Annotated in this window: 21 protein-coding genes; 10 read left to right on the forward strand and 11 right to left on the reverse strand. The window is 68.0% G+C overall.

What is annotated here, in order from left to right:
* Nucleotides 1–162 precede the first annotated feature (162 nt).
* The 6 genes from secY to PGN37_RS16260 are packed head-to-tail and all read left to right on the forward strand — an operon-like array spanning nt 163 to nt 4,626.
* Nucleotides 163–1,500, forward strand: coding sequence for a preprotein translocase subunit SecY (gene secY, locus PGN37_RS16235; protein WP_335332032.1), 1,338 nt, complete (start codon nt 163–165; stop codon nt 1,498–1,500).
* A complete protein-coding gene (locus PGN37_RS16240) occupies nt 1,497–2,042 on the forward strand; it encodes an adenylate kinase (protein ID WP_335332033.1) in 546 nt (181 codons plus the stop codon). The genes secY and PGN37_RS16240 overlap by 4 nt, the downstream gene beginning before the upstream one ends.
* Nucleotides 2,043–2,044: 2 nt before the next feature.
* A complete protein-coding gene (gene map, locus PGN37_RS16245; RefSeq protein WP_335332034.1) occupies nt 2,045–2,842 on the forward strand; it encodes a type I methionyl aminopeptidase in 798 nt (265 codons plus the stop codon).
* 59 nt (nt 2,843–2,901) lie between these two features.
* Complete coding sequence (locus PGN37_RS16250; RefSeq protein WP_335332035.1) at nt 2,902–3,417, forward strand: sigma-70 family RNA polymerase sigma factor; 516 nt, start codon at nt 2,902–2,904, stop codon at nt 3,415–3,417.
* Entirely contained in the window at nt 3,414–4,121 is a 708-nt protein-coding gene (locus PGN37_RS16255; RefSeq protein WP_335332036.1) for a zf-HC2 domain-containing protein, read from the forward strand. Before PGN37_RS16250 ends, PGN37_RS16255 begins: the two co-directional genes overlap by 4 nt.
* A 16-nt stretch (nt 4,122–4,137) precedes the next feature.
* Nucleotides 4,138–4,626, forward strand: a complete 489-nt coding sequence (locus PGN37_RS16260) for a MarR family transcriptional regulator (RefSeq protein WP_335332037.1) — start codon at nt 4,138–4,140, stop codon at nt 4,624–4,626.
* On the opposite strand, the gene PGN37_RS16265 is transcribed toward PGN37_RS16260, so the two are convergent.
* Together PGN37_RS16265 and PGN37_RS16270 are read right to left on the reverse strand one after the other, a co-directional pair.
* Entirely contained in the window at nt 4,623–5,819 is a 1,197-nt protein-coding gene (locus tag PGN37_RS16265) for a GAF domain-containing sensor histidine kinase (RefSeq protein ID WP_335332038.1), read from the reverse strand. The two genes, PGN37_RS16260 and PGN37_RS16265, sit on opposite strands and share 4 nt — an antisense overlap.
* Nucleotides 5,816–6,490 (reverse strand): response regulator transcription factor, encoded by a 675-nt coding sequence (locus PGN37_RS16270; RefSeq protein WP_335332039.1) that lies wholly within the window; start codon nt 6,488–6,490, stop codon nt 5,816–5,818. Before PGN37_RS16270 ends, PGN37_RS16265 begins: the two co-directional genes overlap by 4 nt.
* Before the next feature lie 92 nt (nt 6,491–6,582).
* Between PGN37_RS16270 and PGN37_RS16275 the strand changes: the two genes are divergently transcribed.
* Nucleotides 6,583–7,347, forward strand: coding sequence for an HAD family hydrolase (locus PGN37_RS16275; RefSeq protein ID WP_335332040.1), 765 nt, complete (start codon nt 6,583–6,585; stop codon nt 7,345–7,347).
* Between the two features lie 36 nt (nt 7,348–7,383).
* Nucleotides 7,384–7,941 (forward strand): TetR/AcrR family transcriptional regulator, encoded by a 558-nt coding sequence (locus tag PGN37_RS16280; protein ID WP_335332041.1) that lies wholly within the window; start codon nt 7,384–7,386, stop codon nt 7,939–7,941.
* Here the strand turns inward: PGN37_RS16280 and mmsB are convergent.
* The 3 genes from mmsB to PGN37_RS16295 are packed head-to-tail and all read right to left on the reverse strand — an operon-like array spanning nt 7,938 to nt 11,506.
* Nucleotides 7,938–8,810 carry a 3-hydroxyisobutyrate dehydrogenase gene (mmsB, locus tag PGN37_RS16285; protein ID WP_335332042.1) on the reverse strand — a complete coding sequence of 291 codons (873 nt, stop codon included), beginning with the start codon at nt 8,808–8,810 and terminating at the stop codon, nt 7,938–7,940. The genes PGN37_RS16280 and mmsB overlap by 4 nt on opposite strands.
* A 13-nt stretch (nt 8,811–8,823) precedes the next feature.
* Entirely contained in the window at nt 8,824–9,981 is a 1,158-nt protein-coding gene (locus PGN37_RS16290; protein ID WP_335332043.1) for an acyl-CoA dehydrogenase family protein, read from the reverse strand.
* Between the two features lie 4 nt (nt 9,982–9,985).
* A complete protein-coding gene (locus PGN37_RS16295; protein ID WP_335332044.1) occupies nt 9,986–11,506 on the reverse strand; it encodes a CoA-acylating methylmalonate-semialdehyde dehydrogenase in 1,521 nt (506 codons plus the stop codon).
* A gap of 101 nt (nt 11,507–11,607) precedes the next feature.
* Between PGN37_RS16295 and PGN37_RS16300 the strand changes: the two genes are divergently transcribed.
* The gene (locus PGN37_RS16300; protein WP_335332045.1) at nt 11,608–12,966 is read left to right on the forward strand and encodes an HNH endonuclease signature motif containing protein; all 1,359 of its coding nucleotides are present in this window, start codon (nt 11,608–11,610) and stop codon (nt 12,964–12,966) included.
* Here PGN37_RS16300 and PGN37_RS16305 read toward each other — a convergent pair.
* Together PGN37_RS16305 and rfbB are read right to left on the reverse strand one after the other, a co-directional pair.
* Entirely contained in the window at nt 12,963–13,571 is a 609-nt protein-coding gene (locus PGN37_RS16305; protein ID WP_335332046.1) for a dTDP-4-dehydrorhamnose 3,5-epimerase family protein, read from the reverse strand. The two genes, PGN37_RS16300 and PGN37_RS16305, sit on opposite strands and share 4 nt — an antisense overlap.
* The gene (gene rfbB / locus PGN37_RS16310) at nt 13,568–14,563 is read right to left on the reverse strand and encodes a dTDP-glucose 4,6-dehydratase (protein ID WP_335332047.1); all 996 of its coding nucleotides are present in this window, start codon (nt 14,561–14,563) and stop codon (nt 13,568–13,570) included. The genes PGN37_RS16305 and rfbB overlap by 4 nt, the downstream gene beginning before the upstream one ends.
* Nucleotides 14,564–14,646: 83 nt before the next feature.
* On the opposite strand from rfbB, the gene PGN37_RS16315 reads away from it, so the two are divergent.
* A complete protein-coding gene (locus tag PGN37_RS16315) occupies nt 14,647–15,324 on the forward strand; it encodes an LpqN/LpqT family lipoprotein (protein ID WP_335332048.1) in 678 nt (225 codons plus the stop codon).
* On the opposite strand, the gene PGN37_RS16320 is transcribed toward PGN37_RS16315, so the two are convergent.
* The 4 genes from PGN37_RS16320 to PGN37_RS16335 are packed head-to-tail and all read right to left on the reverse strand — an operon-like array spanning nt 15,321 to nt 19,938.
* Nucleotides 15,321–16,181 (reverse strand): LLM class F420-dependent oxidoreductase, encoded by an 861-nt coding sequence (locus PGN37_RS16320; protein WP_335332049.1) that lies wholly within the window; start codon nt 16,179–16,181, stop codon nt 15,321–15,323. The genes PGN37_RS16315 and PGN37_RS16320 overlap by 4 nt on opposite strands.
* A gap of 19 nt (nt 16,182–16,200) precedes the next feature.
* On the reverse strand, nt 16,201–17,076 hold the full coding sequence (locus PGN37_RS16325; protein ID WP_442932941.1) for an LLM class F420-dependent oxidoreductase: 876 nt from the start codon (nt 17,074–17,076) through the stop codon (nt 16,201–16,203).
* Entirely contained in the window at nt 17,025–18,494 is a 1,470-nt protein-coding gene (locus PGN37_RS16330) for an ATP-binding protein (protein ID WP_335332051.1), read from the reverse strand. The genes PGN37_RS16325 and PGN37_RS16330 overlap by 52 nt, the downstream gene beginning before the upstream one ends.
* 1 nt (nt 18,495) lies before the next feature.
* Nucleotides 18,496–19,938 carry an ATP-binding protein gene (locus PGN37_RS16335; protein ID WP_335332052.1) on the reverse strand — a complete coding sequence of 481 codons (1,443 nt, stop codon included), beginning with the start codon at nt 19,936–19,938 and terminating at the stop codon, nt 18,496–18,498.
* Between the last annotated feature and the right edge of the window lies 1 nt (nt 19,939).

Below are 19,939 nucleotides of genomic sequence, written 5' to 3' on the forward strand. Positions count from 1 at the left end.
CAACCAAGATGCAACTGTTAGTCTCGTAGACTGTTCCAACGCGTGACCTGCGCAGGCCGTTTCGCCTGCCCGGGACAGTCGCGCACAAGACTTAACCGACGCTGGGTCACGCCAGCCACATGAGCACGCCACGAACCACAGCTGGCCGTGCAGGAGGAAAGAGTGCTCTCGGCTTTCATCTCATCACTGCGGACAGCTGATCTGAGGCGAAAGATCCTGTTCACGCTGGGCGTCGTGATCCTCTATCGGGTGGGTGCCACGGTCCCGTCTCCCGGGGTGAACTACCCGAACGTGCAGCAGTGCATCGCGCAGGTCAGTGGCGGCGACTCCGCACAGATCTACTCCCTGATCAACCTGTTCTCCGGCGGCGCACTCCTGCAGCTGTCGGTGTTCGCCGTCGGCGTCATGCCGTACATCACGGCGAGCATCATTGTGCAGCTGCTCGGCGTGGTGATCCCACGCTTCGAACAGCTGCGCAAAGAAGGCCAGGCGGGCCAGGCCAAGCTCACCCAGTACACCCGCTACCTCGCGATCGCGCTGGCGATCCTGCAGTCCACCTCGATCGTCGCGCTGGCCGCCAACGGCGGGCTGCTGCAGGGCTGCACCCTCGACATCATCGTCGGCCAGAGCGAGGGCATGAACCTGTTCCGCCTGGTCATCATCGTGCTGGTGATGACGGCCGGTTCCGCGCTGGTGATGTGGATGGGCGAACTGGTCACCGAGCGTGGCGTCGGCAACGGCATGTCGCTGCTGATCTTCGCCGGCATCGCCGCCCGTATCCCCAGCGAGGGCAAGACCATCCTCGACAGCCGTGGCGGCATGGTCTTCACCCTCGTCTGCGTCGCCGCGCTGATCATCATCGTCGGCGTCGTGTTCGTCGAGCAGGGCCAGCGCCGAATCCCGGTGCAGTACGCCAAGCGCATGGTCGGCCGCAAGATGTACGGCGGCACGTCGACCTACCTGCCGCTGAAGGTGAACCAGGCGGGCGTCATCCCGGTGATCTTCGCGTCGTCGCTGATCTACATCCCGCACCTGATCACCCAGCTGATCCAGAGCGCCAGCGACAACCCCGGCAACGGCTGGTGGCAGACATTCGTCGCCGACTACCTGACCAACCCGGCTGATCCGGTCTACATCGCCCTGTACTTCGGCCTGATCGTGTTCTTCACCTACTTCTACGTCTCGGTCACGTTCAACCCCGACGAACGTGCCGACGAGATGAAGAAGTACGGCGGCTTCATCCCGGGCATCCGGCCGGGCAAGCCGACCGCGGACTATCTGCGGTTCGTGCTCTCCCGCATCACGCTGCCCGGCTCGATCTACCTGGGTGTCATCGCGGTGCTGCCGAACCTTTTCCTGGAGATCGGCAACACCGGGTCGGTACAGAACCTGCCGTTCGGCGGTACCGCCGTGCTGATCGCGATCGGCGTCGCCCTGGACACCATCAAGCAAATCGAAAGCCAGCTCATGCAGCGCAACTACGAAGGGTTCCTGAAGTGAGAATCGTGTTGTTGGGACCGCCCGGCGCGGGCAAGGGAACCCAGGCTCAGAAGCTGGCCGACAAGCTCGGCGTCCCGCACGTGTCCACCGGCGACCTGTTCCGGTACAACATCAGCAACAACACCGAGCTCGGTGTGGAAGCCAAGAAGTACCTCGACGCCGGCGACCTCGTTCCGGCCTCTCTGACCAATGCGCTGGTCGACGACCGGCTCGACGACGAGGACGCCCAGGCCGGCTTCATCCTCGACGGGTATCCGCGCTCCGTGGAGCAGGCCGAGGCCCTGGACCAGATGCTCGCCAAGCGCAACCTCTCGCTGGACGCCGTCGTCGAGTTCAAGGTGCCCGAAGAGGAACTGGTGTCCCGCCTGCAGGGCCGCGGCCGCGCCGACGACACCGAAGACGTGATCCGCAACCGCTTCAAGGTGTACCGCGAGGAGACCGCCCCGCTACTCGACCACTACAGCGACTCGCTGACCACCGTCGACGCGGTCGGTGACCTCGACGAGGTGTTCGCCCGCGCGCTGAAGGCGCTCGGCCGCTAGACATGGTGTCGCTACCCGGGCTGCGCAGCCGCAAAGTCGTTCCCCAGCGGACCGCGGGGGAACTCGACGCGATGGCAGCTGCCGGCGCGCTGGTGGCGGCGGCGCTGCGGGCGGTCCGCGAGGCGGCCGCACCCGGGATGTCGACGCTCGACCTGGACCGCGTCGCCGAAGCGGTGATCCGCGACGGAGGCGGAGTGCCGTCCTTCCTGGGCTACCACGGGTTCCCGGCCACGATCTGCTCGTCGGTCAACGACCGTGTGGTGCACGGCATCCCGTCGGCGACGGAGACGCTGGCCGCCGGTGACCTGGTGTCGATCGACTGCGGCGCGATCCTCGACGGCTGGCACGGCGACTCCGCGTTCACCTTCGGGATCGGCGACCTCATCGAGGCGGACGCGAACCTCTCCGCCGCGACCCGCGAGTCGATGGAGGCCGGGATCGCCGCGATGGTGCCGGGAAATCGGCTCACCGACGTCTCGCACGCCATCGAAGCCGGCACCCGGGCCGCCGAGAAGCGCTACGACCGGCGCTTCGGCATCGTCGCCGGCTACGGCGGCCACGGCATCGGCCGCGAGATGCACATGGACCCGTTCCTGCCCAACGAGGGCGCTCCCGGGCGTGGGCCCCACCTGGCGCCGGGTTCGGTGCTCGCGATCGAACCGATGCTCACGCTGGGAACGGCCAAGACGCGCATCCTCGACGACGAGTGGACCGTGGTCACCACGGACGGTTCCCGGGCCGCACACTGGGAGCACACCGTTGCGGTCACCGACGACGGTCCGAGAATTCTCACTCTCTGACATTCGTGCGCGAGTGAACCGGAACGCCGCCGACACCGTGTAGTACACGGAGGTTGGGAATGGACGATCCGGAGGCCGCCATGATGCGCGTGCTCTACGACGAACACGGCGATGCGCTGTGGCGCTATGCGCTGCGATTGACCGGTGACCGGGCGCGCGCCGAAGACGTGGTGCAGGAGACGCTGCTGAAGGCGTGGCGACACCCGTCGGTCACCGCCGATGCCGAGCGCTCCGCGCGGGCCTGGCTGTTCACCGTCGCGCGCAACATGATCATTGACGAGCGGCGCAGCGCCCGGTTCCGCAACGAGGCCGCCGGACCGGTACCCGATGAGGTCGCCGATCGTGCGTCGTCTGACGAGGTGGACACCGCGCTGAATCGCATCCTGCTCGGCACCGCGCTGGCCCAGCTGACCGAGGAACACCGCGCCGTCGTCCGGCGCGCCTACTACCAGGGCTGGACAACCGCGCAGATCTCCGCCGACCTCGGTATCGCCGAAGGCACGGTGAAATCCCGGCTGCACTACGCCATGCGGGCCCTGAGATTGGGACTCCAGGAGATGGGAGTGACCCGATGATCGACCACGACGACCGCTACGTGACCTGGGACGCCGCGTACGTGCTGGGCTCGCTCAGCAGCGACGAGCGCCTCGAGTACGAGGCCCACCTGGCCCGCTGCGCCGAGTGCCGCGATGCCGTGGCCGAACTGTCCGGCATGCCAGGCCTGCTCGGCCTGCTCACCGACGACGACCTCGCCGCGCTCGAAGAAGAGCAGCCCGATCCGCCGCTGCGCCCCGAGGTGCTCGACTCCGTGCTGGCCAAGGTGCGGTGGCGTCGGCGCCGCAGCCGGTGGGTCACCTCCGCCGTCGTCGGGTTGGCCGCCGCGGTGCTGGCGGTGGGAATCCTGCTGGTGGCCCGGCCCGCGATCGTCGGTCTCGGCTCCACCCCCGACACCCAGAACACCGCGCAGATGGTCGACATGATCAAAATGGCTCCGACGCCGATCAACGCCAGCATCGCGCTGACCGATTTCGGCTGGGGCACCCGCATCGACATGTCCTGCTCCTACGGCGAGTGGGGCGACAACACCGCGCCGCCCAAGGATCTCGGGATGGTCGTCATCGCCCGCGACGGCACCCGGTCCCAGATCGCGACGTGGCTGGGGATTCCCGGGGCCACCGCGCTGCCCAGCGGCACGACCCCGATGCAGCGCGACGACATCGCCGCGGTCCAGATGGTGTCGATGACCGACGGAAAGGTGCTGCTGGAGAAGCAGCTGTGATGCGGTAAGAAGAGGCGTGCCCCGTGACCCGATCGCTGCCGCCCGCGCCAACTGGGAGGCCTCGGGGTGGGGCGAGGTCGCCGACGGCATGGTCGCGGTGACGTCGGTGATGCGTGCCCACCAGATTCTGCTGGCTCGCGTCGAGGCTGCGCTGCGGCCCTACGACCTGAGCTTCTCGCGCTTCGAGCTGCTGCGGCTGCTGGCGTTCAGCCGGACCGGGGCGCTGCCGATCACCAAGGCCTCCGACCGGTTGCAGGTGCACGTCACCAGCGTCACGCATGCGATCCGCCGGCTGGAGGCCGATGGTCTGGTGGAGCGCGTCCCGCATCCCACCGACGGGCGCACCACCCTGGTGCGGCTCACCGATCTCGGTCGCTCCACGGTCGAGGACGCCACCGTCACGTTGAACACCGAGGTGTTCGCCGATCTCGGTATCACCGGCGAGCAGTCACGGGCGCTGGCGTCGGCGATCGAGACGTTGCGCCGCGGGGCCGGCGATTTCTAACGGCTGGGCAGCGGGATCGTCGCGGTGACCGTGGTGCCCGCGCCGGGGCGGGACCGGATGTTGAGCCGGCCACCGACGATCTCGGCGCGTTCGGCCATCGACAGCAGCCCGTAGCCGCCCATCTCGTCGCTACCGAGCGGGCGCTCCAGGGTGTCGAAACCGACGCCGTCGTCGGCGATCTCGAGCCGGGCCGTCTGCTCGTCGATCCCGAACGTCAGCCGAGCCACCGTCGCCCGCGCGTGTTTGACGACGTTCTGCAGGCACTCCTGGGCGATCCGGTAGAGCGCGAGCTCGATGTGGTCGGGCAACCGGGTGTCGGCGAGATCGGTGTCGATCGCGATCTGCGGGATGGATCTGGCGAGGCTGGCCAGCCCGCCGGACAGCCCCAGGTCGTCGAGCACCGGCGGGCGCAGACCGCTGATGGCGGCGCGCGCCTCCTGCAGCGTCAGGTCCGCAAGCTCGCGAGCACGGTCCAGCTGTTCGGTCAGCGCGGCGCGGTCGTCGGGGGAGCGGGCGGCCTGCGCGGCCGCGTCGAGCCGGTAGGACAGCGTGACCAGCCGCTGCGAGATGCCGTCGTGGATGTCGCCGGCCAGCCGGCGCCGCTCGATCTCCTGGGCCTCGATGACCTGCTCGACGAAGTTCTCGTGGGCACGTTCGCGGGCCACCAGCTGGCGGTGCAACCGGGCCTGGTGCATGGCCCCGGCGATGAGCCGGCCGATCACCAACAGAAGCTCGACGTCGCGGTCCCCGAACTCGCGCTCGGCCACGGTGTGCACGTTGAGAACGCCGACCAGCCCGCCGGGGGTCGACTCCATCGGCACCGACACCATCGAGGTGAAATCGCGTCCGCGCAACGACTGGAACGGCAGATAGCGGGGGTCCGACTCTTTGTCCCGGCGGATGATCACCGGTTCCAGGTGGCTGGCCACCCAGCCCGAGATGCCTTGTCCCAGAGGCAGTCTGATCTTTCCGACCTCGCTGTCGAACGGGGGCGTGGCGCCGGCCAGCGTCAGCGATCGCTCGGTGTCGTCGAGCACGTGGACGAAGCAGACGTCGCTGTCGGTGGCTGCGGTGATCATCCGGGCCGCTGCGGCTGCCAGAGGTTCCACACCGGGCCCGCGCGAGGCCGCCTGGATCAGTTCGCGCAGCAGCGCGAGTTCCCGGTCGGCGGTCAGGACCGGCCGCGCGCTCACTGGTAGATGCCTTCGCGCAGCGCGGTGGCGACCGCACCGGTGCGGTCGCTGACCCCGAGCTTGCGGTAGAGCGAGCTGAGGTGGGTCTTCACGGTTTCGTCGCCGATCACCAGCTTGGCCGCGATGGCCCGGTTGGACAGGCCGTTGACCACCAGCGCCAGGATCTCGCTCTCGCGCTGGGTGAGACCGTGGCGCGCACCGGGCCAGAATTCGTCGCGCTGCAGGCGGGCGGCGGTGTCCACCGCGCGCGCCGCCATCACCGGATCGATCGCCGTCGCCCCGGTGTGCACGAACTCGAGCTGGCGCACCAACTCCTCGCTGCTGATGCTCTTGAGAAGGTAGCCGGCCGCCCCGACGCGCAACGCCTGGAACAGGTACTGCTCGTCGTCGTAGACCGACAGCATCACCACCCGCCGGCCCGGGTCGCGTTCGCGAAGCCGCTGGCACAGATCCAGGCCGCTGGACCCCTGCATGCGGACGTCGCACAGCACGATGTCGGGGTCCAGCTCGGCGATCACGTCCCAGGCCTTCTCCGCCCCGACTGCCTGCCCCACGACGGTGACCCTGCTGGCGAACGCCGTGAGCATCGCCTTGAGACCCTCGATGACCATCTCGTGGTCGTCGACCAGCACTATTCGTACCGGTTCGGTGCGCTCCGGCGGGCTGGGCATGGCCCTCACCTTAGAGGCGGAAGCCGGAATCCCCGACGAATCCCCCTAATGGGGGAGGCGGCCACGATGTGACCTGGGCCACCATTGCGAGCATGGAGACCTCACACCAGAAAGCATGGCGAGCCGGTCGGTTCTGGTGGGACTCGGCCGGTCCCGGCGGCAGCGTGACCCCGACCCTTCAGCCGTCTCTGCAGGCGGTGATCTTCGACCTCGACGCGATCGCCGACATCGACTGCGCCGGCCACCGCCTCGCATTCAACGCGGCGTTCGCCGAACTCGGCCTGGGCATCACCTGGTCCGAGGCCAGGTATCGGCAGCTGCTGGCGCTGAGCGACGAGCGCCGCCGGGTCGCAGCCGAACTGCGCAAGAGGGGCATCAGCTCCGAGTGCGACGTGCTCGCCGAACTCCTGGTGAACGACATCTGTGCGCGCAAGAACCGGATCCTCGCCGAGACGATCCTCGACGCGGACATCACCGCGCGCGACGGCCTGGCCGATCTCATCACCGAGGCCTACGCGGCCGGCATCAGCGTCGCCGTCGTCAGCTCCGGCTCGCATTCCTGGGTGGCGCCGCTGGTCCGGCAGCTCGTCGGCGACGGCGTGGTGACCGCGATCGTCACCGCCGAGGACGTGCCGGGCGCGGATCTGTTCAGGGCAGCGTTGGCGGAACTGGGTGTGTCGGCCCGATGTTCTCTGGCGTTCGCGGGGTCGCCGGCGAGCTGTAAATCCGCGACGGGCACCGGGATGGCGACGATCCCGGTCAGCTCCGAGGGCGCGGGCGCGCTGCACCGGGTCGCCGAGTGCCGGCAGGCCCACGACTCCTGGCGCGACACTCATCCCACCCCGACCGCTGCCTAGCGGCACGGGGAGACGTCGGGATTTATCCTGGCGCGGGTGAGCACGACCCGATCACGCAATGCCTCGAAGACGCGCGCCGACATCCTGGCCGCGGCGCGAGCGCGGTTCGGCTCCGAGGGATACCAGGCCACCACGATGCGCGCGGTGGCTGCTGACGTCGGCGTCGACCCGGCGTTGATCAACCGGTACTTCGGCAGCAAGCAGGAATTGTTCGCCGAGGCGGCCGATTTCACGCTCGATCTCCCCGATCTCACGGCGGTTCCCCCCGAGGAGATCGCCGATGTCCTGCTGTCCCGGTTCTTCACGATCTGGGAGTACGACAGCACGTTCCTCGCGCTGCTGCGGGCGGCGATGACGAGTGAGTCCGCCGTCGACGCGATGCGGCGGGTGTTCGCCACCCAGGTCGGCCCGGCGCTGGCGGTGATCACCCCCGACCATCCCGCTCAGCGGGCCGGCATGATGGGCGCGTTCGTGATCGGCCTTGCCACCACCCGCTACGTGATGGCCAACCCCGCGGTTGCCGACATGAGCCGCGACGAGCTGATCCGCTTCGCCCGCCCGGTGATTCGGCAGATCCTGCTGGGGCCTGTCTAGCCGCGCAGCAACTCGATCACAGCGCTGAAGTCCTTGTCGGCGTGGGCCTCGTTGAACTGTGCGTAGATCTCGGCGGCATGGGTGCCCAGTGGCGCCTGCGACCCGGTCGACTCCACCGCTGCCATGGCCAGACCGAGGTCCTTGTTCATCAGAGCGGTGGCGAATCCCGGCGTGAAGTCGTTGTTCGCCGGCGACGTCGGAACAGGTCCGGGCACAGGGCAATTGGTGTGCACCGCCCAGCAGTTTCCCGTCGCGCCGGTGATCACATCGAACAGCGACTGAGCCGGTAGGCCGAGCTTCTCGGCGAGCACGAACGCCTCACCGATCGCGATCTGCTGCACCGCGAGCACCATGTTGTTGCAGAGTTTGGCAGCCTGTCCGGCGCCCGAGTCGCCGCAGTGGATGATCTTGCCCGCCATCGGTTCCAGCACCGGGCGGGCCCGCTCGACGGCGTCGGTCTCGCCACCGAGCATGAACGCCAGGGTCCCTGCGGTCGCTCCCTTGATACCGCCCGACACCGGTGCGTCGATCTGAGCGAGACCACGTTCGACGGCCTGGGTGTGGATGGCGCGGGCGTCGTCGACCGAGATCGTGGAGGTGTCGATCAGGAGCGCAGAACTGGTCGCGGCGGGCAGCACTTCGTCGTAGACGGCTCTGACGATGCCGCCGTTGGGTAGCGACGTGATCACGACCTCGGCGCCGCCGACCGCCTCTGCGCCGCTGTGGAACACCGCCGCGCCCTTCTCCTCGGCGGCGTCACGCAGGCCGGCCACCGGGTCGAAGCCGCGCACGGTGTGCCCGGCAGCCACCAGGTTCGCGGCCATCGGCCCGCCCATGTGACCCAGTCCCAGGAACGCGATCGTCGTCATGACAGCTCTCTCCTCACGAGGCGCGGGCCCGGGCGGCGGCTGCCCGCCCGACCATTACGCGCATGATTTCGTTGGTGCCCTCCAGGATTCGATGCACCCGCAGATCGCGGACGATCTTCTCCAAGCCGTATTCGCGCAGATAGCCGTAGCCGCCGTGCAGCTGCAGAGCGGAGTCGGCGACGTCGAAGCAGGCGTCGGTGACGTACCGCTTGGCCATCGCACACAGCTCGACTCGGTCGGGGTGGTCCTCATCGAGAGCAGTTGCCGCCCGCCACAGCATCATTCGTGACGTCTCCAGCGCGGTGGCCATGTCGGCGAGAGTGAACCGGATCGTGGGCTCGTCGATCAGCGTTCCGCCGAATGCCTGCCGGTCCTTGAGGTAGGACGCGGCCTTGTCGTAGGCCGCCTGTGCGCCGCCCAGCGAGCAGGCCGCGATGTTGATGCGGCCGCCGTTGAGCCCCTTCATCGCGATGCCGAAGCCGGTGCCCTCCTCGCCGCCGAGAAGTGCGTCGGCGGGAACCCGGGCGCCGTCGAGGACGACCTGCCGGGTGGGTTGGGCGTTCCAGCCCATCTTCTGCTCGTCGGCGCCGAAACTCAGCCCCGCCGTGTTTTTCCCGACGATGAAAGCCGAGATGCCCTTCGGTCCGTCGGCACCGGTGCGCGCCATCACGACGTAGACGTCGGAGCTGCCCGCCCCGGAGATGAACTGCTTGACGCCGTCGAGCACCCACCCGTCACCGTCGCGAACGGCCTTGGTGCGCAGGGCAGCCGCGTCGGAACCGGCGCCCGGCTCGGTCAGGCAATAGCTGGCGATCGCGTCCATCGACGCCAGCCGAGGCACCCACGTCTTGCGCTGCTCGTCGGTGCCGAAAGTGTCGATCATCCATGCGCACATGTTGTGGATCGACAGGAACGCGGCCACGGTCGGGTCGGCGGTGGCGAGCTGCTCGAAGATCCGCACCGCATCGATGCGTCGCAGCCCGCTGCCGCCGACGTCGTCCCGGCAGTAGATCGCGGCCATGCCGAGATCCGCCGCCTCCCGCAGCACGTCGGTGGGGAAGTGGTGCGTCTCGTCCCACTCCACGGCGTATGGGGCCATGCGCTTGTCGGCGAACGCCGCAGCCGTCTCGGCGATCACGCGGTCGTCATCGCCGAGGCTGAAGAAGTCCACGTCGCTACTTCATGGTCGGGATGACGAATTCGGCGCCATCCTTGATGCCCGATGGCCAGCGCTCGGTGACGGTCTTGACCTTGGTGTAGAACTGGATCGACGCCGGGCCGTGCTGGTTGAGATCGCCGAAACCGGACCGTTTCCAGCCGCCGAAGGTGTGGTAGGCCACCGGAACCGGGATCGGCACGTTGACGCCGACCATGCCGACCTGCACGCGGGAGACGAAGTCGCGGGCGGCATCTCCGTCACGGGTGAAGATCGCGACGCCGTTGCCGTACTCGTGCGTGCTCGGAAGGGCCAGGGCCTCTTCGTAATCGTGGGCGCGCACGATGCACAGCACGGGTCCGAAGATCTCGTCGGTGTAGATGCTCATGTCGGTGGTCACGTTGTCGAAGAGCGTGGGGCCGATGAAGTACCCCTGCTCGAGGCTCTGGTCGTCGAACGAGAGTTCGTCGGTGGCGCGTTCGCGGCCGTCGACCACCAGGTCCGCGCCGGCCTCGACGCCCTGGGCGATGTAGCTCTTCACGCGCTCGAGCGCGGCGGCGGTGACCAGCGGCCCGTAGTCGGCTTTCGGATCGAGGCTGTGGCCCACGCGGAGCTGATTGACCCTCTCCACCAAGCGGTTTCGCAGCCGGTTCGCGGTCTCTTCGCCGACCGGGACGGCGACGCTGATCGCCATGCAACGCTCACCGGCGCTGCCGTACCCGGCGCCGATGAGCGCGTCGACGGCCTGGTCGAGATCGGCGTCGGGCATCACGATCATGTGGTTCTTGGCGCCGCCGAAGCACTGGGAGCGCTTACCGTTGGCGGCGGCGGTGGAGTAGATGTACTGCGCGATGTCGGAGCTGCCGACGAAGCCGACGGCTTGGATGTCGGGGTGGTGCAGGATCGCGTCGACGGCTTCCTTGTCGCCCTGGACTACCTGGAAGACCCCGGCGGGCAGGCCGGCTTCGAGGAACAGCTCGGCAAGCCGCAGCGGGACCGACGGGTCGCGCTCGGAAGGCTTGAGGATGAAGGCGTTTCCGCATGCCAGCGCGGGGCCGGCTTTCCACAGCGGGATCATCGCGGGGAAGTTGAATGGGGTGATGCCCGCGACCACGCCGAGGGGTTGGCGGATGGAGTAGACGTCGATGCCGCCGCCGGCGCCCTCGGTGAACTCTCCCTTGAGTAGATGGGGGATGCCGATCGCGAACTCGATGACCTCGATGCCGCGCTGGATGTCGCCTTTGGAGTCGGCGACGGTTTTGCCGTGCTCGATGCTCAGAAGTTCGGCGAGCTCGTCGGTGTTGGCGTTGACCAGCTCGATGAACTTCATCATCACCCGCGCCCGGCGCTGCGGGTTCCACGCCGCCCATTCCCTCTGTGCTTCGACAGCCGAGGCGACCGCGGTGTCGACGTCGGCCGTGCTGGCGAGCAGGACCTGAGCCTGCACCTCACCGGTGCTGGGATTCATCACGTCCGCTGTCCGCGTGGAGGCGAGCTCGCTGCGCTTGCCGTCGATGAAGTGGGGGATACGCGTGGTCATGGGGAGCCTTCCGCCTGGTCGATACTTGGATATCCTAGTAATTCTCGGCGGGGGTGACAAGCGCCCTGTTCTTGTCGGACCATCGAACTAGTGTTCGATATGTGGATGTGGTGGCGGACGCGATCGAGGTGATGCGGGGTCAGTTGGCGATCCTGCGCGACGCCTCCGACTCCCTGTCGCATCGTGAGCTGGTGGCGTTGATGGCCGAGGTGACGTCGTTCGTGCGGTCGGTCCCGGTCTTGGAGCATCAGATCCTGGCCCGGCTGACCAGCGAGACGGAGCCGCGTCGGCTCGGGGAAGCGTCGTGGAAGAAGGTGTTGACCACCACACTGCGGGTATCGGAGAAGGACGCCAATCGCCGCCTGGCCGATGCTGCGGCGTTGGGGCCTCGGCAGGCCCTGACCGGGGAGGCGTTGGCGCCGGTGTGGGAGGCGACCGCCGCGGCGCAGGCTTCTGGGGCGTTGGATGCCGAGCATGTCGCAGTGATTGCGAAATTCCATGCTGGGTTGCCGGTGTGGGTGGATGTCGACACCCGCGCCGCCTCCGACCGTCAGTTGGCGTCGCTGGGCGCGGGACTGACGCCGGAGGATTTGAAGAAGGCGGCGGATCGGTTGGCGGCGATGATCGACCAGGATGGTCCCGAACCCACCGACGCCGACCGCGCCCGCCGCCGCGGCATCAAGCTCGGCGCCCAGCAGGCCGACGGGATGAGCCGACTGACCGGGTGGCTCACCCCCGAAGCCCGCGCCCACTACGAAGCCATCCAAGCCAAGCTAGCGGCGCCGGGGATGTGCAATCCCGACGACGAGCAGCCCTGTGTCGAGAGTGAGCCGTCGGAGGATCAGCGCCGCAGCGACACCCGTAGTGCGGCGCAGCGCAACCATGATGCGTGGCTGGCCGTCGGACGCATGGCGCTGTCCTCCCGAGAGCTTGGCTCGCACAACGGGTTCCCCGTGACAGTGATCGTGTCGACGACCCTGCAGGAGTTGGAGAAGGGTGCGGGGGTGGCGGTCACCGGCGGCGGGTCGCTGTTGCCGATGGCCGATCTGATCCGGATGGCCAGCCACGCCCACCATTACTTGGCGGTGTTCGACCGCCACACCAATGAGCCGCTGTATTTGGGTCGGTCGAAGCGTCTGGCGTCCCCGGCGCAGCGGATCATGCTGCACTCCTCGGCCCGGGGCTGCACCCGACCCGGCTGCACGGTGCCCGGCTACTGGACCCAGGTCCACCACATCGACGACTGGAAGACCGGCGGCGCCACCGACATCACCAACCTCACCCTCGCCTGCGGCCCCGACAACAGGATGGTCGAACAGACCGGCTGGACCACCCGCATCAACAGCAGGGGCCAGACAGAATGGCTACCTCCACCCGACCTCGACACCGGCCAACGCCGAACCAACGGCTACCACCACCCCGAACGCCACCTCCTGCCCGAGGACGATCAGGGGCCTTAGCCGCGCTGAGTTTGGGCGAACTTCAGGCACTCTTCCCAGGTGGGAAGCATGCCGCGATCACGCATGTCGGCCAGCGACGGTGCCGCCCGGTCCCGGTCCGACAGGACCAACCCGTCCGTGGGGAACCAGGCAGCCCAGTCGATGCCGATCTCCGGGTCGAGAGGGTCGATGGTGTGCTCGCGCGCGGGATCGTAGCCGGCCGAACACAGATAGGTGACGATCGAGTTGTCCTGCAGCGCAAGGAAAGCGTGGCCCAGGCCTTCGGACAGGTACACCGCGCGATGTGTCTCGTCGTCCAGCGTCACCGCGTCCCAGCTGCCGTAGGTCGGCGAGCCGACCCTGATGTCGACGATGACATCGACGACGGCGCCACGCATGCACGTCACGTACTTGGCCTGGCTCGGCGGCAGCTGCGCGAAGTGCAGGCCACGCAGCACCCCGGCCGAGGACACCGAGCAGTTCGCCTGCCGCAGATCGAGCGAATGGCCCGTCATCGCTGTGAACGACGTGTCGGTGAACCACTCGAAGAACGCGCCCCGCGAGTCGCCGTGCACCGTCGGCGTCAGCTCCCACGCACCGGGAACCGCGAGCTCGCGAACCTTCATCCTTCGCGTACCAGATAGCGCGCTTCGACCGCGTCTTTCAGCGGCGCCCACCACGACTCGTTGTCGCGATACCACGCGATCGTCTCGCGCAGCCCCTCCTCGAAGTCGGTGTGCCGTGGCGCCCAACCCAATTCGTCGCGCAGCGGTCCCGGATCGATGGCGTATCGCAGGTCGTGGCCCGCACGATCGACGACGTGGTCGAAATCGTCGGGGGCGCGATCCATCAGCCGCAGGATCGTGCGCAGCACCGTGAGGTTGTCGCGCTCTCCGTTCGCCCCGATCAGATAGGTCCGGCCGATGTCCCCGTCGGTCAGGATGCGCCACACCGCGCTGTTGTGGTCTTCGACGTGGATCCAGTCCCGCACATTGGCTCCGGCGCCGTAGAGTCGCGGCCGCCGTCCGGTCAGGATGTTGGTGATCTGCCGCGGGATGAACTTCTCGACGTGCTGATAGGGGCCGTAGTTGTTGGAGCAGTTCGACAGCGTCGCCGCCACGTCGTACGACCGCACCCAGGCGCGCACCAGCATGTCCGAGGCGGCCTTGGTCGACGAGTACGGGCTCGACGGGTTGTAGGGCGTGGCCTCGGTGAACCGCACCGGATCGCCCAGCGGCAGGTCGCCGTACACCTCGTCGGTCGAGATGTGGTGCAGCCGAACATCATTGGCGCGAACTGCTTCGAGGATCGTGAACGTCCCCAACACGTTGGTGTGCACGAACGGCGCCGGATCTGCCAACGCGTTGTCGACATGGGTTTCGGCGGCGAAGTGCACCACTGCATCGGACTCGGCCACCAAGCGGCCGACCAGGTCGGCATCGGTGATGTCGCCCTCGACCAGGCGGACGTCGCCGGCCACCGGGTCCAGTGACTCGCGGCTCCCCGCATAGGTGAAAGCGTCGAGCACGGTGACGCGCACGTCGTCTCGCTCACGCACCGTGGCGTGGACGAAATTCGCGCCGATGAAGCCGGCTCCCCCGGTGACCAGCAATCGCATGGCTACCGACTCTATCTGCCGTAATCGATCTTGACCTGCCGGCAGGTGTGCTTCCCTGATGCGCAGGACGAAGGAGGAACGCCTTGCGGATACCAGCCCTGATCTGCGCATGCGCGGCGGTGATGATCGGTGTCACCGGCTGCGGCTCGGAGAACACCGCGGACTCGCCCTCACCCTCACCGTCCACGTCAGCACAGGCGTCAGCACCGTCTTCGCCGGCGCCGGCCGGACCCAGCGCAGGCGCGCCCACCATTGCCGAGTACCTCAAGCAGAACAACATCACCCAGACGATGGTCACCCGCGGCCAACCCGGCGTGCCCCAACTGAACCTGCCGATCCCGCCCGGCTGGGCGGACGTCGGCGCCGACACCCCCGAGGACGCCTACGGCGCGATCTATCTCGAAGCGGCCAAACAGGCGGCCAATCCGCCGGCGATCATCGCGCGGATGGCCCGCGTCAACGGCAGCGCCGACACGGCCAAGCTGCTCGAGTACGCGCCCAACGCCGTGACTCGAGCCCCCGGCTGGGACGGCCCCACCACCGGCGGGCCCAGCACCCTGGGCGGATTCGACGCCGTGCAGATCGCGGGCACTGCCACCTTGAATGGGGCGCCGACGTTCGTCGCCCGCAAGACCGTCGTGATCACCGCGCCGCAAGCCCTGTATCTGCTGGCTCTCGATGCGCAGGGGCCGCTGGATCAGCAGCCCGCACTGATGGACGCGATGCGCGTCATCGACGAGCAGACGACCATCGACACCTAGCCCTGGCTGAGGCCCAGCGGTCGGGACAACTCCTCGAGCGTCGACATCAGCTCGTCGTCTCCGCCGAGCACCTGGATCGCCACGTGGTCCGCACCGGCCTGCAGGTGCTCGTCGAGCCGCGCCGCGATCTGGTCCGGTGAGCCGTAGGCGACCACCGCGTCGATGAAGCGGTCGCTGCCCGGCCGCTCCAGGTCGTCGTCGGTGAAGCCAAGCCGCTTCAGGTTGTTGACGTAGTTGCTCAACCCCAGATAGAAGTCGGCGGTCTGCCGGCCGATCTCGCGGGCCTTGGCCGCGTCGTCGGTCAGGACGACCTTGTGCTCCGGCGCGATACACACCGTCGGACCGAGCAATTCGCGGGACTGCCCGGTGTGCACGGGGGTGGTCAGGTAGGGGTGCGCGCCGGCGCTGCGCTGGGCAGCCAGCTTCAGCACCTTCGGTCCGAGCGCGGCGAGCAGACGGCGGCTCGTGGGTACCTTCGCGGCGTCGAGCACGTCGAGATAGTCGACCAGCGCCTCGTACGGCTTGGCGTACTCCTGCTGATGTTCGGGATGTCCGACACCGACGCCCAGCACGAACCGCCCGGGGAACGCTTTCTCGATGCGGTGGTAGGACTCGGCCACCTCGTTGGCGTCGGCCGTCCAGATGTTGACGATGCCGGTCGCGACCTGCAGCGTCTGGGTCTTCTCCAGGATCGGTTCGACGAACTCCAGATCTGCGGCCGGTGACGCTCCCACCCAGACGGTGCCGTAGCCGAGCTTCTCGATGTCGGCGGCCTGCTCGGGTGTGACCGGCTGGCCGGTCCACACCCCGTATCGACCCAGTGCGGGCTTCAGTGACGGGCCTTCGCTGTTGGTCATGAGTCCCCTTCAGTCGTGGTCAGCGCAGCCCCAGCGGGCCAGCCAGGTCGGTCAGCGCTGACACAACCTTGTCGGATGAGGTCAGCACCTGGACGGGCACGTGGTCGGCGCCGGCGTCGAGGTGTTCGGTCAGACGTGCGGCGATCTGGTCGGGGGTGCCGTAGGCGACCACGGCATCCACCAGACGGTCACTACCCGGTTTGGCCACGTCGTGATCACTGAATCCGAGCCGCTTCCAGTTGTTCAGGTAGTTCGTCAGGTCGAGATAGATCTCCAGCGCCTCACGCCCGATCGCGCGGGCCCGCTCGGCGTCGGTCGTCAGGACCACCTTGTGCTCGGGTGCCAGCAGCGCCTCGGGCCCGATCAACTCGCGGGCGCGGGCGGTGTGCTCGGGGGTGGTCAGGTAGGGGTGCGCTCCGGCCGAGCGGTCCGCCGACAGCTGCAGCACCTTCGGTCCGAGCGCGGCGACGACCCTACGGCCGCGTGGCACGCCGTACTCGTCCAGCTTGTCGAGGTAGTCGGTCAGTGCCTCGATCGGCGTGCGGTACTCCTGGTGTGCCTCGGGGTGGCCGACGCCGATTCCGAGCACGAAGCGGTCCGGATGCGCGGCCTGGATGCGGTGGAAGGACTCGGCGACCGGGCCGGGCCCGGCCGTCCAGATGTTGACGATGCCGGTCGCGACCGCAAGCGTGGTGGTGGCCTCGAGCAGAGGCTCGACCCAGTCGAGCTCGGCGGGCGGTGATCCACCCACCCAGACCGCGCCGTAGCCGAGCGCCTCGATCTCCGCCGCCTGGGCCGGGGTGACGCCGCGGCCGAATGATCCGAACCGGCCCAGCTGTGGCGTCACGCGCTGGCCGCAGTTTCGGCCGGCGCCGGGGCCTCCAGCGGCAAACACACGATGAACCGCGTGTCGCCGGGCTGCGATTGCACCGACAGGTTGCCGTGGTGCTTCTCGACGACGATGCGCCAGGCCAGGTCCAGGCCCAGACCGGTGCCCTCGCCGAACGGCTTGGTGGTGAAGAACGGGGTGAAGATCCGGTCGACTATCTCCTCGGGGATGCCGGGGCCGTCGTCGCAGATCTCCACGCGCACCGTCGACTCGTTCTCGCGCATCGTCCGGATCGTGAGATTGCCGTGCCCGCTCATCGCCTGGATCGCGTTGTCGATGATGTTGGTCCACACCTGGTTCAGATCGCCCGGGTAGCACAGCAGCTCGGGCAGGGTCTTGTCCTTGTCCCAGTGCAGCTCGACCGGCTTGTCCTTGCCGCCCAGTTTGTCGCCGAAGATCGTCTTGACCGTGCTGAACAGCAGCTCGTGGATGTTGACGCTCTGGTATTCGGCACGATCCATCTGCGAGTACTGCTTGGCGCCGGCCAACAGCGCGGAGATGCGCTTGCTCGCCTCGGCGATCTGGTTCATCAGCAGCTCGGTGTCGATCGTGTACTTCAGCCAGCCGATCGCGCCGGGCAGCGTCGCCGAGCAGTCCACGTCGTCGATGGTGGCCTCCACCCGCTCCAGCCAATCGACGTCCAGACCTGCCTCCACGAACGTCGGCGCGTAGTCCCACGCGCTGGCGATGCCGTGCTCGTCGAGCCAGTCACCGATCTGGTCTTCGCGATCCGAGGTCTCCAGCGCCGTGAGCTCCTGGGACTTGGACTTGGCCACCTGCTCGGCGACCTCGTCCTGGATGCTGATCAGGACCTTGAGCGCGGCCGGGGTGAACTTGCCGTCGGCGAGCATCGCGAGCTTGTGCCGCATCTTGCCGACACCCTCACGCAGATCGGCCACCGCGCGGGCCGTCGCCCCCGCCGGATTGTTGAGCTGATGGGTCAGCCCCGCTGACAGCTGGCCCAGTGCCAGCAGCTTCTCCCGCTGCCCGAGGATCTGGCGCTGCCGCAGGCCACCGACCATGTGCCCCTCGAGCAGGTGCACGGCCATCGGGAATTCCTTCTGCATGAACTCGGCGAACGCGTTGGCGTCGAGCACGAAGAACTTCGACGGACGGGTGACCCGCACCGACGCCTGATAGACGTGCTCCTCGCCGGGGATGTACGCCGACCAGGCGCCGCAATACACCCCGCGCTGCGAGGTCCGGTTCGTCTCGATGTCGACCCCGCCCGAGCGTTTCGACATCACGAGTTCACCCTCGATGAGGACGTAGAAACAGGTCGCCGGGTCGCCCTCGGCGTGGATCGGACCCGGCTCGAAGGTCGCGATGTGTCCGTTGGCGCACAGCGTCGCGAGTTGCTCGTCGTCGAGCGCCTCGAACAGGAACAACGTGCGCAACTCCTCGGGAAGGCACTTTTCGCCCATGTCAGGTTCCTCCTGGTGTCCCGATCGGCAGTGAAGTAATAAAACGCGTGTTGCCCGGAGTTGATTCCGCCCACAGGCTGCCGGAATGTCCGTCGACGATGCGGGCGGCGATGTCGAGGCTCAATCCCGTGCCCTCACCGAACGGCTTGGTCGTGAAGAACGGGTCGAAGATGCGGGCGAGCACGTCGTCGGACATGCCGGGGCCGGTGTCGCAGACCTCGACGCGGATGCGGTCCAGGTCACGCCGTGTACGCAGCGTCAGCGTGCCGGGGGAGGCGCCGATAGCGTCGAGCGCGTTGTCGATCAGGTGGGTCCACACCTGGTTCAGCTCGGCCGGGTAGCACGGCAGCGGAGGCAGGCTCGTGTCGAACTCCCGCACGACGGTGATGTGCGGCGCCAGTCGGTGCGCGCGCATCGCCAATGTCGACTCCAGCAGCCCGTGCACGTCGACGACATCGGATGGCGCCCGGTCCAGCTGGGTGAACTGCTTGGCCTGGTCGACCAGCGTGGAGATCCGGGTGGTCGCATCGGTGATCTCGGTCAACAGCAGCTCGGTCTCCGCGGTGCTGGCCAGCCAGCGGATCACCGGCGTCAGAGAGTTCGGCGTGCCGCAGCACGGCGCCGCCGAGATCCGTTCCATCCAGTCGATGTCCAGGCCGGCCTCGGCGAAAATCGCGGCGTACGCCCACGCGTCGGGCACCAGGCGGCGTTGCAGCCAGTCGCCGAGCGCCTCCTCCAGATCGGCCTTCTGCACCGAGGTCAGGTCGTGCGGCTTGCCCGCGACCTCGGCGACCCGGTCCTGCAGCTCGACGAGCGACGCCATGGCTTCGGGCGGAAGCGAGCGCTCGGGCAGTTCGGCCCGGCGGTGCCGCATCCCCGCGATCTGGGTGCGCAACCCCCGTGCGGCACGTACCGCGGCGGCGGCAGGGTTGTTCAGCTCGTGGGTCAACCCGGCCGTCATCTGCACCAGCTGCACGAGCCGATCGTGCGGGCCGAGGATGCGGTGCTGGTGATACCGGCCGTGCGAGTGTCCGACGAGCAGATGGGTGGGCATCGGGAACTGCGACGTCAGGAACGTGCCGAGGGTGGTGGCGTCGAGCTCGAACAGACGCGACGGTCGGGTCAGCGTCGCGGTGTTCTCGTAGGTGGTCTCTTCGTCGAGCAGGAACGCCGACCAGGCGCCGCAGTACGAGCCGGGGGTGCAGGCCCGCCAGATCGGGATGTCGCGCGCACCGGATCGTTTCGACAGCGCGATCTCGCCGTCGAGCAGCACGTAGAAGAACTGGGCGGGTTCGCCCTCGCGGCACAGCTCACCGGTGGGGAACGTCGCGATCCGGCCCCCGGCGCACAGCGTCGTCAACTGCTCGTCGGTGAGGCCCTCGAAGATGAACAGATCCCGGAGCTCGCCTATGTCGCAGGAGGGGTCGCAGGACGGGGACGCCATG

The organism is Mycobacterium kyogaense, assembly GCF_036946525.1.
In the GTDB taxonomy this organism is placed as follows: Bacteria; Actinomycetota; Actinomycetes; order Mycobacteriales; family Mycobacteriaceae; genus Mycobacterium; species Mycobacterium kyogaense_A.